Origin of the sequence: Cupriavidus phytohabitans (genome assembly GCF_000426345.1) — a bacterium.
In the GTDB taxonomy this organism is placed as follows: domain Bacteria; phylum Pseudomonadota; class Gammaproteobacteria; order Burkholderiales; family Burkholderiaceae; genus Cupriavidus.
The window spans coordinates 1-14,078 of the sequence record NZ_AUFE01000098.1 but is presented as its reverse complement, the minus strand read 5'-3'; the positions used below and the strand labels follow the sequence as shown (position 1 = coordinate 14,078).

General features: G+C 60.8%; 12 protein-coding genes and 6 pseudogenes. 14 read left to right on the top strand and 4 right to left on the bottom strand.

Annotation, left to right across the window (positions count from 1 at the left end):
• Positions 1-324: 324 nt before the first annotated feature.
• The 10 genes and pseudogenes from K309_RS38130 to K309_RS38115 form a co-directional block, all read left to right on the top strand.
• Positions 325-1,575, top strand: a pseudogene (locus K309_RS38130) (TonB-dependent receptor family protein); the annotation flags it as partial.
• A 236-nt stretch (positions 1,576-1,811) separates the two neighbouring features.
• Entirely contained in the window at positions 1,812-2,294 is a 483-nt protein-coding gene (locus tag K309_RS0131450) for a hypothetical protein (RefSeq protein WP_156914511.1), read from the top strand.
• A 74-nt stretch (positions 2,295-2,368) separates the two neighbouring features.
• Positions 2,369-3,804 (top strand): annotated as a pseudogene (locus tag K309_RS38125) (PepSY-associated TM helix domain-containing protein).
• Between the two features lie 444 nt (positions 3,805-4,248).
• Entirely contained in the window at positions 4,249-4,890 is a 642-nt protein-coding gene (locus tag K309_RS0131440; protein ID WP_051320714.1) for a superoxide dismutase, read from the top strand.
• A 279-nt stretch (positions 4,891-5,169) separates the two neighbouring features.
• Positions 5,170-5,688 (top strand): DUF2796 domain-containing protein, encoded by a 519-nt coding sequence (locus tag K309_RS0131435; protein WP_029050008.1) that lies wholly within the window; start codon positions 5,170-5,172, stop codon positions 5,686-5,688.
• A gap of 38 nt (positions 5,689-5,726) precedes the next feature.
• Complete coding sequence (locus K309_RS0131430) at positions 5,727-6,416, top strand: ABC transporter ATP-binding protein (RefSeq protein ID WP_035878670.1); 690 nt, start codon at positions 5,727-5,729, stop codon at positions 6,414-6,416.
• Positions 6,413-7,684: an ABC transporter permease gene (locus tag K309_RS0131425; protein WP_156914510.1), complete on the top strand. Its 1,272-nt coding sequence runs from the start codon at positions 6,413-6,415 to the stop codon at positions 7,682-7,684. Before K309_RS0131430 ends, K309_RS0131425 begins: the two co-directional genes overlap by 4 nt.
• A gap of 29 nt (positions 7,685-7,713) precedes the next feature.
• Complete coding sequence (locus K309_RS40815; protein WP_084402637.1) at positions 7,714-7,965, top strand: hypothetical protein; 252 nt, start codon at positions 7,714-7,716, stop codon at positions 7,963-7,965.
• Positions 7,966-8,253, top strand: a complete 288-nt coding sequence (locus K309_RS44160) for a DUF3299 domain-containing protein (RefSeq protein ID WP_084402636.1) — start codon at positions 7,966-7,968, stop codon at positions 8,251-8,253. It abuts the gene before it with no gap.
• A 69-nt stretch (positions 8,254-8,322) separates the two neighbouring features.
• The gene (locus K309_RS38115; protein ID WP_232232572.1) at positions 8,323-8,931 is read left to right on the top strand and encodes a DUF3299 domain-containing protein; all 609 of its coding nucleotides are present in this window, start codon (positions 8,323-8,325) and stop codon (positions 8,929-8,931) included.
• A 139-nt stretch (positions 8,932-9,070) separates the two neighbouring features.
• Here the strand turns inward: K309_RS38115 and K309_RS42130 are convergent, their stop codons facing one another.
• From K309_RS42130 to K309_RS40795, 4 genes and pseudogenes are all read right to left on the bottom strand, one after another.
• A complete protein-coding gene (locus K309_RS42130; RefSeq protein ID WP_051320712.1) occupies positions 9,071-9,583 on the bottom strand; it encodes a hypothetical protein in 513 nt (170 codons plus the stop codon).
• Between the two features lie 638 nt (positions 9,584-10,221).
• Positions 10,222-10,581, bottom strand: a pseudogene (locus K309_RS43380) (ExbD/TolR family protein); the annotation flags it as partial.
• Positions 10,582-10,620: 39 nt separating this feature from the next.
• A pseudogene (locus K309_RS43375) lies at positions 10,621-11,172 on the bottom strand (MotA/TolQ/ExbB proton channel family protein); the annotation flags it as partial.
• A 53-nt stretch (positions 11,173-11,225) separates the two neighbouring features.
• Positions 11,226-11,468, bottom strand: a complete 243-nt coding sequence (locus K309_RS40795; protein WP_369796555.1) for an energy transducer TonB — start codon at positions 11,466-11,468, stop codon at positions 11,226-11,228.
• Positions 11,469-11,816: 348 nt separating this feature from the next.
• On the opposite strand from K309_RS40795, the pseudogene K309_RS38100 reads away from it, so the two are divergent.
• From K309_RS38100 to K309_RS0131370, 4 genes and pseudogenes are all read left to right on the top strand, one after another.
• Positions 11,817-12,260: pseudogene (locus tag K309_RS38100) on the top strand (DUF4158 domain-containing protein); the annotation flags it as partial.
• Positions 12,261-12,265: 5 nt separating this feature from the next.
• Positions 12,266-12,766, top strand: a complete 501-nt coding sequence (locus tag K309_RS0131380) for a hypothetical protein (RefSeq protein ID WP_029050004.1) — start codon at positions 12,266-12,268, stop codon at positions 12,764-12,766.
• A gap of 539 nt (positions 12,767-13,305) precedes the next feature.
• Entirely contained in the window at positions 13,306-13,569 is a 264-nt protein-coding gene (locus K309_RS39410) for a hypothetical protein (protein WP_029050003.1), read from the top strand.
• A gap of 311 nt (positions 13,570-13,880) precedes the next feature.
• Positions 13,881-14,078: pseudogene (locus tag K309_RS0131370) on the top strand (IS256 family transposase); the annotation flags it as partial.

The following is a 14,078-nucleotide window of genomic DNA, read 5'->3' as shown; positions in this document are numbered from 1 at the left end:
TAGCAAGGGATACGAGATACACGGCACCCGCCATGGCTGTATAGCCAGGTGCGTGCCCCCGACAATCCGTCTGAACTGACTTGTTCTCAAGGAGCGCAAGCATTGATCGCATGATGGCTAACAGGTTGGACCGGGGCGAGGAAAACCCGATAGGGAATGTGAGCAGCAACGCTCGATGATCAGATGAGGACCTCGCCAGCGAATTCCATATGGGCCAGCAGGCTGAGCGGCCTGCACAAAAGGGCCGGACATAAGCGTGCTGCCTTCACCTGTCGACCACCATGTCAATCGGCTTGCAATCCGGGAGGCGTCCACATAAGCGTTTCCCTAGCTGGTGACCAGGCCCGCAATACGCGCACGGAGCGGCTGGCCAACGTGACCAGCGTGAAGCTGGCTAACGGGCAACTGGATTTCAATACCTGGGTCATCCACAAGTACCTGTACCACCCGATCTTCCAGGTGATCGATCAGGATTCGTGGACCTACGGCTTTGCACCGCGCTATACCGGCACCTATAGCGTGGGTGGCATGCGCAACCAGGTCATCGCCGGCCTGCGGTTCTTCGGCGGCAACAATGACGCACGCCAGTATGTCAACGTGAACGGCGACCGCGGAGCCCAGACACTGAACGCCGCGCAGGACGCCTACAACTACGAGGCGTACATCGAGGACCGCCTCTACGTCGTACCCACGGTGGCCCTGATGGCCGGCGCCAAGGCGTACCATAACCGACGGGAGTACCAGGACTTTGGCGGACTGCCCGCCAATCCGCGCCCAAAATCGGACAGCACGACGTACAGCGGCGTCAATCCGAAGTTTGGCGTGCTCTGGGAGCCGAGGAAGGATGTGCAGGCCTTTATCGATATCACGCGCAGCGCCGATATCCCCGACTTCACGGACCTGAACCAGACCATTGGTACGACCCAGCGCTTCGTGCCACTGGCCGCGCAACACGGCTGGACGCTTGAGGCCGGCACGCGCGGACAGCAGGATCGCTTCGGATGGGACGTGACCTTGTACCGTTCCCTTGTGCGGGACCAACTCTTGCAATTCACCGTCAGCCCCGACGTTCCTGCGTCCACGTTCAATGCGAACAAGACGATTTTGCAGGGTGTCGAGCTGGGCGTGAGCGCCGATGTGCTACGCAACGTCGGCAGCCCGGGGGACAAGGTGACTGTGTCGCAACTCTGGAACTACAGCGATTTCCGCTTCGACAATGATCCGGTCTACGGCAACAACCGTATCGCGGGCGTGCCGACCCACGTGCTGCGCACGACATTGGCTTACAGCAGGCCATCGGGGCTGCGTGTGGCGGGCACGATCGACTGGGTCCCCACCGGCGCGTATGTCGACTACGCCAATACACTGAAGGTACCCGCTTACGTGTTGTTCGGCCTGCAGGCCAGCTATGAGTTCCAGCGTGGCCTGACCGTGTTCCTGGACGCGCGCAATCTGTCCAACAAGCGCTATATCAGCGATTTCAGCACCGTTGCCGATGCCAGAACGGCCAATACCGCCGTCTTCTATCCTGGCACGGGACGCGCCTTTTATGCGGGGGTGAAGTACAAGTTCTGATGGCCGGGTGCCCCGTCGGGGCACGCATCGACAAGCTGACGCAGTCCTCAACCACACTGCAAACTGGAGTGACCATGAGCCTATGGCTATTCGTAGAGGACGGATGCCCGGCCAGTGCCACGCTCGAATTCTTGCTCCGACGATGCGGGTTGGCGTTTGAACGTTCGCCCGTCAAGCGAGGTTCCCCCACACGCGACGCAGTCTTGCTTCTGTGCGACGGATCGTCGCAACTCCCGGTGATCGATACCGCCGACGGTTGCGCGTTCGGATTGAAGGCGAGCCTTGCCTTTTGCGCCACGAACTTGCCTGGCTGGCCCGCAGACTCCGTCACCGAAACGGGCCAAGTGGATGATGTTCTGGCCGATGGCACACTGAGTGGTGCCGTGATGGTCGCACATACCGAGGCTGAGTTCCATGTACGCTGGCATGCGTTATGGCAGGCATTGAACTCGCAGCCTGATGTAATCGGGCTGACGGAATTTTTGATGCTGCCCGCCCTGATCGACCTGCATTTTCTGGCATCCCTGTCTCCCGATCATGACTTCGCGCTGCCGGAGTCTGCAAGGCTTGCTGCTGCCCTTAGGCGTATCTTGACTAGCGAGTTCGAAGCGGCCTATATGAAGCGCCTTCGCCGCGCCAGAAGTTGGGTGTGTCAGCGCAATCTTCAGCGCGCAATCCCGAACGCGGCTACGCTCGACTCACCGCCTTTGGCGGCCTAGCCGCAAGAACAAGTTCGCAGACGATTCCACTCTGCAGGTCGGTGCGCGGTCACCACTGTTTTACCTTTTGACTCATGCCTGAACAATCTCCATCGTCCGCAGTCGTTGCTGCGGCATATCGAATGCTCTGGCGCTGGCATTTCTATGCTGGCCTGTCGTCATGCCATTCCTGATCGTACTGGCGGTGACGGGTACTATCTATTGCTTTCAGCCGCAAGTCGAGCCGTTGCTGTACCCACATTTGCTGCGCGTCGCTCCCGGCAGTCAAAGGCTGCCAGCCCAGGCGCTGCTCGAGCTGGCCCAGGCAGCCGTGCCGACGGGCGCAACGCCAACCACCTATACCGTCGGCACCAATGCACGCGCCAGTGCCGAATTCGTCTTCCGCTTGCCCTCCGGCAAGAGCGAAAGCGTGTACCTGAACCCCTATACCGGCGACGCCCTTGGCAGCCTCAGTGTCGAAGACCGATTCATGAAGCAAGTGCGCATGCTGCATCGTGCACTGCTGCTGGGGAAGCCTGGCGAATTGCTGATGGAACTGGCCGGATGCTGGTGTCTGGTGATGATCGCAACCGGGCTCGCCCTGTGGTGGCCACGTCTGCGGGCAACTGGTACGGCAGCATTCCGTATGGGCCGGGTGGCCGGCAAGCGCGGCTGGTGGAAGGAGCTCCATCAGGTTCTGGGAGCATGGCTGGCCGTGGGCGCATTGGCATTCGTGCTGTCTGGCCTGCCGTGGACGGCCTCATGGGGTAAGCAGTTTAAAGCCCTAGCGACCGCGGCAAATCTCGGCCGTCCCGCTAGCGGGGGTGCGGACTCGCATTCGCAGGCGCAGGCGGCACCGCGTACAGCTGGCGCGACAGACAATGAGGGCAAGCACGATGACCATGCCGGTCACACCATGGAGGCACTGCCGCTTGCGGAGGTGCCGTGGGCCGTGGGACTCACTCGAGTGCCAACCGGCACGGCAGGCCAGACGTCGATCGGTCTAGATCGTGTACTGGCGATCATGGCTGCGCAAGGCGCATCAGCAGGCTGCCAGGTGGCGCTGCCCACTTCGACCGTCGCGGTCTATACCGTTTCATGCTTCCCGAGCGATCCGCAGCATGAACGGACACTGCATATCGATCAGTACAGTGGCGCCATAGTGAAGGACATCCGTTACCAGGACTATGGACCGGTAGCCAAGGCCGTCTCCTACGGCACGTCATTGCATATGGGTCGTTACTTCGGCGTTGCCAATCAAGTCGCCTGTGCCGGCATCTCGCTGGGACTGATGGCGCTTGCCATCACCGGCTGCATCATGTGGCTCAAGCGGAGACCGGCACGATCGTTGGCTGCGCCGAGCTATCCTCCAATGCTGCCGCCCATGCGAGCCTGGACTGTAGGCATCGGGTTGCTGGGCGCGGTGTTTCCGTTGATGGGCGCAACGCTGCTTGTAGTGTGGCTGCTCGATCGCTGGTTTGCCCGCGCGGCTGGAATTCCGGTCCAAACATACGACAACACAGCAACATAGCGGTCGTATTGGCGGCATTCCGCAGTGGCTCTCGTTCGCATGCGAAACCTGCGGCGACCAACCTGCCCCGCCAAGGTTTGGTTGGTAGTCGCAACTTTATTGCAATAACGATCTTCTTCCGATATGGCCGCTCGCCTGCCCGTCACCATGCTGTCCGGAACAATGCGGTCAAGGCCAACCGCGCCACGCTAAGGTGGCTCTGCCGGCCCGCGCAGCCTGCTCTGTGATAAGTCCGACGAGTGACGATTGAGCATATTCCGGCTCGTTCGATCGCGTTGCCCTTCCTATACTCAGTCCTGAGTTCGTCCGGCGATACGCCTGCGCCCCACGCAAGATTGGCAGCGAAAGGTATCCAATTCCCCCAAGGAGGCACACATGATCAACAGTCCCGCCACTGTCAGCCTGCCGATGCGCCGTGAGGTCGTCGGCACCCTGACACTCGCGATGGCCGCCTGTGCGGTCGGCCTGTATCCGGGGCGAGCCAGCGCGGCTCCGATCGTTTTACCACCGCTTCCGTACCCCGAGAATGCGCTCGAGCCTATCATCTCTGCCAGAACACTAGAGTTTCACTATGGCAAGCACCATCGCGGCTACGTCGACAACCTCAACAAGCTGATCGCGGGAACGGAGTACGCGGATATGCCGCTAGAGAGGATCGTCGCAGCCACGGCCGGGCGGGCGGACAAGGTGGCCATCTTCAACAATGCCGCACAGACGTGGAACCACACGTTCTACTTCCGCAGCCTGCGGGCTGGGGGCGGTGGCCAGCCGCCGGCCGCGTTACGCCAGCGCATCGAGGCATCGTTTGGCAGCATGGACGCCTGCAAGCGCGAACTGGCGGCCGCCGCCACAGGCCAGTTCGGCAGTGGCTGGGCATGGCTGGTGCTGGACGGCGACAAGCTGCGTGCCGTGCGCACTCCCAACGCCGACGTGCCATCTACGGCCGGCATGAAGCCACTCCTGACGATCGATGTCTGGGAGCATGCCTACTATCTTGACTACCAGAATCGGCGCTCGGACTACGTCAATGCCGTGCTCGACAAGCTGGTGAACTGGGGCTTCGCGGCTGAGAACCTTAGGACTTGACCTGAGGCCGAGTCAGCCAGCGTGTTGTCTCGTCGCTTTTTGCGGACACCCCATGGGAATTGGACATTAGCAAGGAAGAAATCACTCTCACGCCCGCGAGTCGGAAAGCAATGTACTGTCCGCTGAAACGATCGATGACGGGGCTGATGCGTTTCGGCTGACGCCCGACGCGGTGTTCATGAGGGGTCGACAATGCAACAATGTTGCATTAGTCTTGCCCCATGTTCCCCTTCCCTCGGTAGCATGATACGAATCCTAAAATGCGCAGCAATCGTTGGCATGTGGATGGCATGCGGCGCCAAGGCGCACGAAGCCCATGTCCACGGAATGGCCAAGCTTGAGGTGGTACAGGAGGATTCCGTGCTCACCATGCATCTAGAATCGCCTCTTGCTAATTTCTTCGGCTTTGAGCGTGCCCCCCGGACGTCTAAGGAGAGGGACGCGGTGCAACGGGGCATGGAACGCTTGCGCGATGGCGATGCCATCTTCGTAACTTCGCCCGCCGCGGGCTGTCGCCTCAAGTCCGTTGCGTTCGATTTCGGTGCGTTGACACCGGCATTCACCGCCGCTGCCGGCCAGCATTCGTCTTTGGCATCGACGGCTCCCCCGGGCAATGAGCATGCGAATCTGGACGCCGAATATACGTTCAACTGCAAAGCACCCGAGGCGCTCCACCAAATGGACGTCAAGTTGTTCGAAGTGTTTCCGGGGCTGGGACGCATTAACGTCCAGCTTGTGACGCCAAAGTCGCAGGCTGGTAGGAATCTCACCCGTGGCAGCAGCAGGCTGTCATGGTAAATGCAGGGGGCGCCTTCCCCGACGCCAGTCTTGCAAGGATGGTCGAGTTGGAGGATATCGTTTTTGCATGGCCTGGGCAGCAAGAGGCCTGCCTCAGGATAGACAGTTTTTGCGCAGCGACCGGCGAGCACGTCTTTGTTTCGGGTCCCAGCGGGAGCGGCAAAAGTACGCTTCTGGCGTTGCTGGCCGGGGTGCTGGTACCCGCGCGAGGCAGGGTTGTGGTGAACGGTACCACCCTGCAAGCCCTCAATGGTGCACAGCGCGACCGATTTCGTGCCGATCATATCGGCATTATCTTCCAGCAACTGAATCTCCTTCCGTATCTGTCCGTGTTGGACAACGTTCTGCTGGCTTGCAAGTTCTCAGCGTCGCGCCGCGAAAGCTCCCTCGAGCAGGGCTCGACCCCTGCAGCGGCGGCGTCCATATTGTTGGACAGGCTGGACTTGCCCGAATCGTTGTGGCGCCGCCCCGCGGCACAACTGTCGGTTGGACAGCAGCAGCGCGTGGCCGCTGCGCGTGCATTGCTGGGGCGTCCACAACTGGTGCTGGCGGACGAACCCACGTCAGCACTGGATGCCGAGCGGCAAGCGGCCTTCATGGATTTATTGCAACGCGAGTGTCGGGCGGTCGGAGCCAGCCTGGTGTTCGTCAGCCATGACAAAAGATTTGCGCCGTGCTTCGATCGCCGGTTTTCCATGCCAGCCGACGACCTCTCGATGAGAAAGTGATGACGCTGCTCGGCTTGGCTTCGCGTAGCGCATGGAACCGGCGCTACAACTTGCTGCTGATGGTCGTGGCCATCGCACTGTCCACGGCACTGCTGGTGGGCGTTGAGCGCATTCGGCATGCGATCCGCGCCGGGTTCTCCCAGTCGGTCTCCGGCACCGATCTTGTGGTCGGAGCACGGGGCAGCCCGATCCAATTAATGCTCTACACCGTGTTCCGACTGGGCAGCGCAACGAACAATATGAGCTGGGACAGTGCGCGCCGCATTGCCAGCGATCCCCTGGTATCCTGGACCATTCCAATCTCACTGGGGGATTCGCATCGCGGCTTTCCGGTGCTGTCGACATCTCAAGACTACTTCCTCCATTTCCGTTACGGGGAGCGGCGGCTGCTGGAAATGGCACAGGGCCGGAAATTCGAGGCGCTGTTCGATACCGTGCTCGGCGCTGACGTTGCGCGGCAGCTCCATTACCGGCTTGGGGACCGGATCGTGCTGAGCCACGGCGACGCGGTCGGCCCGATGGCCGACCAGCTTCAGCATGCGGACAAACCTTTCGTCGTAACAGGAATTCTCGCCCCCACAGGAACGCCGGTCGATCGGACTGTGCATATCAGCCTCGCGGCCATGGAGGCAATCCATTTGGACTGGCAGGCAGGCGTGCCAATCCCAGGCATGTCCATACCGCCTGAGTTCGTCAGAAAATTTGACCTGACCCCCAAGAGCATTACGGGTCTTCTGGTTGGCCTGAAGCTGCGATCGCGGGTCTTCACCCTGCAGCGCGAAATTGCCGATGATTCGCGGGAGCCATTGATGGCAGTGTTGCCGGGCGTGGCGCTCGACCAGTTATGGGATTTGGTCAGCCTTGGCGAAAAGGGAATGCTCCTGATGTCCGCGCTCGTGGTCGTCGTCGGACTGGCGGGGCTTGTGTCATCCATTCTTGCCGCGCTTGGCGAGCGGCGGCGGGAACTGGCGATATTGCGTGCAGTGGGTGCCCGTCCCATGGACATTTTGGTGCTGTTGACAGCCGAAGGGTGTTGCCTCATGTTGGCTGGAGCGGTGACGGGCTATCTCCTGCTCACGGCATTGTCTGCCGCGATGTCCCCGTGGCTGCAGGCTTCTCTAGGATTGGCGTTACCTATCACTTGGCCACAGGCGGGTGAACTGCCGTTGCTGAGTGCTATCGTTGCAGCGGGGGCCGTGGCTTCACTGCTGCCTGGCTGGCGCGCCTATCGAATCAGTCTCAGCGATGGGCTGACCCCAAACACATGAGGGCGTGATTCATGCAAACGAGACGCGAGATGCTGCGCGCCATGGCGGTGCTCGGTGGAGCTTGCCTACTGTCACGCGCGCATGCAGGCACAAATATCGATGGATTCCGGGAAATTCCCTGGTCGGCGCTGCTGCCGGAAGGCTGGGATCCCAAGGCTCCGTTCAGGGGGCTGCGTCTGGAAAGCCTTGACGACGCAGACCCACGTGCTCAGGAGGCGTTGATGAATGCGCGAGAATACTGGAAAAACGCCCCGGTTGAGCCGAGCCTCAACGGCGCGTAGGTGCGGCTGCACGGCTATGTCGTACCGATGTCCGGTGAAGCAACGACCGTACGCGAATTCCTTCTCGTACCATATTTTGGGGCCTGTATCCATGTACCGCCACCGCCCGCCAACCAGGTCGTCCACGTCCGGATGGATAAGCCGCTGACGTCTCGCCTGAGGACGATGAATGCCGTCTGGGTCAGCGGAATCATGCGAGTGGAACGCTTCACCTCTGTCATGGGCGATGCCGGATACGCCATGCGAGGCATGGCGGTGGAGCCATACGTGCGGTCTGATGCGAAGTAAAACTTGGTGAAGATGAGATTCATAGAGCTGCTGGCGAAACGGATGTCACCGCCGCTCCTGGCGACAGTCGTGACCATTCTTGTTCTCGCCGTTGCGGCGGCAATGTATTGGCGATGGCCAACACGCGGGTCGCCCGATCCCACGTTGCCTGCGCGAGAAACCGGGAGCACCAGTCGCGAGTCGACAACGCCCGAGCAAAGCAGCGCAACCGCAGACAATACCTTTCGCGAAATTGACTGGCAGGCCCTCCTGCCCAAAGGCTGGGATCCCATGGCGCCCTTCAAGGGCTTGCGTCTGGACCAGATGCAAGACGGCGATCCTCAGGCGCAGATTGCGCTCTACAAGGCGCGGAAGTACTGGAAGACAGCGCCAACCGAACCCAGCGTCGATGGCAAGCCAATTCGCCTCCCCGGATATGTCGTGTCCCTCGATGGGGAAGGCGAAGCAATTCGCGAGTTTCTGCTAGTGCCGTACTTTGGCGCCTGCATCCATGTCCCGCCACCGCCGTCAAACCAGGTCGTCCACGTACGCACCGGCAAGCCGCTGGAGGGATTGCGGACGATGGATACCGTCTGGATCAGCGGCATCATGCGCGTGGAGCATGCCGAAACCGGTATGGGTGACGCAGGATATGCCATCAACGCAGTCCGCGTCGAACCCTATCAACCCGCACCATGATCTGTATGCCATGCTGCGAGACGTCAGTGCCCGGCATTTGGTCCGCGTCAGGCATTTGTGTGCATCTGGCGATACCCTCCGGGAGCTTGCCGGGGCCAGCGATAGCGCATGCCAGCCACCCGCCTCATGGATGCGGGATTCAGGCCCTCTGCGAACTCAATGGAGGGGCAAGGCCACACGGGCTCTTTGCTTGCATACGGCAATACCAGCTTCTAGGATCCAACAAGTAGGTTGCTGGCCGATAATCTTTCCTTCCCGACCTCTGCGCAACCGTGTCCACCGGGTTCCGAACTCGGAAATCAATCAAGGAGTTAGCGCCATGGCTGACTGCTCTTTGGAACACCCCATCAATCACCCTCACCAGCACGGGCCCAATTGCGGACACGTCGCCGTGCGTCATGAGGGACACGTTGACTATCTGCATGACGGGCACCTTCATAACATGCACGGCGATCACATCGATGAGCACGTGCTTGCAATAAGCGATACCAATCCTGATCGGTGTACCCCCAACCATCAGTGCGGCGGCCATGACCCGAACCACAAGCACGGCCCTGGCTGCGGCCATGAGGCCGTACCGCACGGCGATCATGTAGATTATTTGGTTGGCGATCATCTGCATCACCCCCATGGGGATCATTGCGATGACCATGGCCCATTGTTGCTCGCCTGACATCACTGCATGGAAATAATCGGGGCAAGATCAACAATTGCGAGACCGCGCCGCTACTTGCTGTTCGTTCCGCACTGGCACTCTCGGCTGCCGGTGCTGCCCAAGTCTCCGCGCCCGGCGGCGGCGATGCCATGCACGTGATTCAAACTAACCCTCAGCGCATGACACCCCCGCCACGCACCGTCGACAGCATCAAGCAGGAAATGCGGCAATGGCAGGCTACCCCGGTGGCGCGTGCCGGCAGCAGGGCACATCCTCGTTCGCGGGATGGCCGGGAGAGCCAATCCAGTCGCCCACCTGGGAGTCAGGAATCCAAACGTTGCGCCGATGGCAGATCATCGTCAATGGGATGAGGCTTGCTCGGGATTTTCTGCCTGACTCCCCCTGACAAGCCACGCGGCATGCTCAGGTTCAGACTTAGTGCCCAGGCTCAGATGAAGGGCTGCCCACTTAGGCCGGCACCTCGCCATCCAACGTGCGACTCCATGAATGTCAAGAGCGGCCAGCCTGTGCTTGCGAAGCCGGCAAACAGCGTGATGCCAGTTGCTGCAGGCCGCAAACCGTAGTGGGCCGGCAAAACGATGGCACATCAGGTGCCAGTTGCCACTGCATCGCATTCAGTGCTTCGGTTCGGTTATGAAACCGATCTTGCCGAGCCCGCCGTGATGCGCGGCGGCCACTACCTGGGCCACGCGCCCGTAGCGCACATTGCGATCCGCGCGCAAATGCAACTCAGGCTGCAGTTGGTGGCGCGTTGCTTCCGCGATGCGCTGGTCCAGCGTTGCCATGTCGACCTCCTGTTGGTTCCAGTACACTTTGCCTTGTGCATCGATCGATATGTTGATGTCCTGCGGCTTGGAGTCGTTGGGCTGATTCGTCGCACGCGGCAGGTCGATCTTTACCGCTTGGTTGATGACGGGAATCGTAATGATGAAGATGATCAGCAGGACCAGCATAACGTCGACCAGCGGCGTCATGTTGATCTGGCTAATCACCGCTTCATCGTCTCCGTCGACAACGGCCAGGCCGAAGGCGGTCATGATCAGTGCTTCTCCCACCGGGCCGGCCACCTTATCGATCGTCGGGACGCCCGAGGCGCCCATGCCGATCAGGGCGTGATAGATGCCCCATACGGTACCGAACAGGCCAACGAACGGTGCGGTCGAACCGACCGACGCAAGCACGGCCAAGCCCGATTGCATACGCGCCACGGCGCCGTCGATCGCGTTCTTGAGCGAGCGGGTTAGCCAGTCGGACATGTCGAGGGCATCGTGCAACTGCGGCTGGCTTGCGCGATGGAGTTGCGCGGCTTCGCGGCCTGTGATGGCCAGTGCGCGGAATGGGTTGGCATCGTTGGCGCCGAGCGTGTCGAGCGCATGATCGAAGTCGTCTGAGTGCCAGAAGCGCTTTTCCGCGCCATTTGCCATCTTCTTTAGGCGAACCAGGTCCCATGTCTTGGTGAGAATCACGATCCAAGACAGCAGCGACATGATTAGCAGAATGATGGCGGTCGCGCGCATGACAAAATCGCCTTGCGTCCAGAGGTGGGAGAGTCCAAGGTCCTGCATGGTTGCTCCTGCAATGGGTAAGTGTTAGGAAGCTTCGGAAGAATTGCGCGTGATCAGTTCAATTCGAAGCTGATCGGCTGCTGGGCGGTAGCCGCCACGGCGCGGCCGTTCTCTATATAGGGCTTGCAACGCATGGCCTGCACGGCGTTGACCGCTGCCGTATCGAGGCGCGTCGAGCCGCTCGAGCTCACCACGGCGGTCTTGACCACACGACCGGTGTCATCTGGTGTCAGACGCACCACGGAAAGCGTGCCAGGCAAGTGGCGCCGGAATTTGTGTAGCTCCGACTCTTGAATGAGTTGAGCCAAATACGGCGGCAGGGCTCAGGCCCGACACCGGCGTACTAGCGGAACATTCCAATTGGAAGAGGTGGTCCCCGACTGCGGGCGGCAGGGGCAAACGTCAGCGCGACGTGATAACTGACGCCCAGGGGAAAATGCCAGCGGCGTGCACACGCGGCCGGAAGCAGGCAGGCAACGGTGGGGGCAGCCAGGGATCTGACCAAGATTCAGTCAAAATCCTCCCATAAGCCAATGGGTTATATTGATCTCGATCTATAGATCTAGGTGTTATATAGAATCCTGGGCGCCTCGGAGAGGCTTTTCCGCTACACTGGCCGGCCCACTGGAGATGCAAAGTCCGGCATGGCCACCGTTGAACGTACCGCTTACCCGCGCTTTCCCAAGGTTTTCTCGGTCGCGGAGTTGCAAGCCTGCTATACGCCGGACGTCGAGGAACTGGAATGGGTGCGTCGCAACGCGCGTGGCCAGGCTTCGAGATTGGGACTGCTGATCCTGCTGAAAGTCTTTCAGCAGATGCATCATTTCCCCAACCTTGATTCCATTCCCATCGCTGTCATCGACCACGTCCGGGCCAGCGCGGACATGGGTTCCGAAGTCGAGTTTGGCTATGAGACGAGCCGCTCTTCGGCGCTGTTTCGTCACCATGCTGCGATTCGTGAGTTTCTCGGGGTCCAGTCCTACTACGGCACTGACGCCAATGAAGTCGCGGTGCGCGCAGCACGGGAGGCGGCCGAAACCCTAGATCAGCCGGTCGACATCATCAATGCCACCGTTCAACGATTACTCACGACATGCAGTGCATCGAAGCGTGGCGCGAGGTTCCGCTTGGCGCGATTGACCGGCTGCTGGATGCGGTGAAAAATGCGGTGCTCGGTTATGCGATCGAGATCGAAAAGCTCAACCCGGATGCCGGTGACGTGCCGATGGGCACCAAACCTGTCAGCGAGGACAATTTGACCCAGATCTTCAACACCCATATCGCCGGCCCAGTTGGCAACGTGGCCAACGGCGGCAGCGGCTTTTCGCAGCAGGCGACCGTGAGTGTGGGGGCAGGGGACTGGGAAGCGTTGCGGCGCTACCTGTTGTCGCTCGGACTCCAGGACAACGACCTGGACGGGCTGCAGGCGGATCTCGACGCGGCGCGCGCCGCCGGCACGGGCGTGGAGGGCACACCGTCGTCCTGGGTCGGCAAACTGCTGGGCAAGGCTGGGGCGGGCGTCACTGGCGTTGGGGTCGAAGTCGCCGCAGGCGGCATCGCCAAGGCAATCGCCGCCTACCTCGGCCTGTCGTGACGAGGGCACAAAATGAAAAGGGCGCTCCGCAGAGCGCCCCCAAAGCAGGAAGTCGGGGGTCCGCCCACCCTTGCAGGCAGCTGCCAACACTGATCCCGACTTTTCATTGCTAACTATAAATAGCTTTGCGCGTCTAGTCAATGGACCACCTGTCTGACGAAGAATTGGCCGCCGTGGCCACGTTGCTCTCAAGTTCGGCACGGCCGACTGGTTGCGCAGTCCGCCGCAGCCGTTCCGCTGGGACGACGAGCTGCGGTCAAAGATCAAGCAGGCCGAAGGCAGTGCGCAGAAGGCAGCCTACGCCAAATTGAGCCAGGAGCAGAAGCGGCAGCTGGATCAGCGCGCTTTCAGAAATGGATCACCCCCGGCGGGCTTGTCGCACGAGCATGTCTCGAAGGCGCGGCAAGCCGCGATCACAGTACCGATGGGGCAAGTGGTGGCACAGCTGACCATGTACTTCTGGAAGCGGCTGTTTTTCCGCCGACTACGAGCACGCACTGTGGAAGCCGGCGCTGAAGCGGGTCTTTCCCGACAAGTCGTTGACGCGCGCCACGGTGGCCGCCCAGTTGGAGGCGATCTACCAGACCCGCAACCGCATTGCCCACCACGAACCGGTCTATGGCCGTCGTCTGGTGCAGACCGAGGCGGCGATCGACTTCGTCGCTCGCCACCTGGGCAGCCGCGGGCATGACGGTGCGACGCCGCTGGAGAAGCAACTCGCACTGGAGCTGCGGGAGCTGAAGGACCAGGCCGACGCGATGCGACAGCGCTTGACTGCCTTGCAGGCTGGGGAGCCAGACTGACGCCGTAGGGCACGCAACTTGTACCGAAAACGTGAAGGTCCGCGCCCAGACCTGCAGGGCCGTGATCCGGCACAACGTCTTCGGCCAGCAAACACATGCCACTTTTAGATCTGGGGGTTGCCAACAATGCGTGAGATGACAGATCGGCTTGCTTCCCTTGTCCGCGAGCTGAAGGCCCATCAGGTTAGCAATGAGCTAAAGTCGAAACTGGTGTACAGGCGGGGAATTTGAGGCGCGGAGTAGAGGGCGGTGGAGCTTTCCGCTGAGAATCTGATTGTCGAGATCGGAAACCAGCACAAGAAAGGTCCACCATGAGCAAGGATAAAGGGAAAGAAGCAGTCGGTCTATCGGAAATCGGGCTTGGGCTCGAGGAGCTGATCAGGCGCGGGGCCCGACGGGTCATCCAGGAGGCGATTGAAGTGGAGCTGGCAGAGCTGCTTGAGCAGTTCAGTAACGTCAAGACGTTGAGCGGGCAGCGTGCCGTGGTTCGCAATGGCTACCTCCCGGAG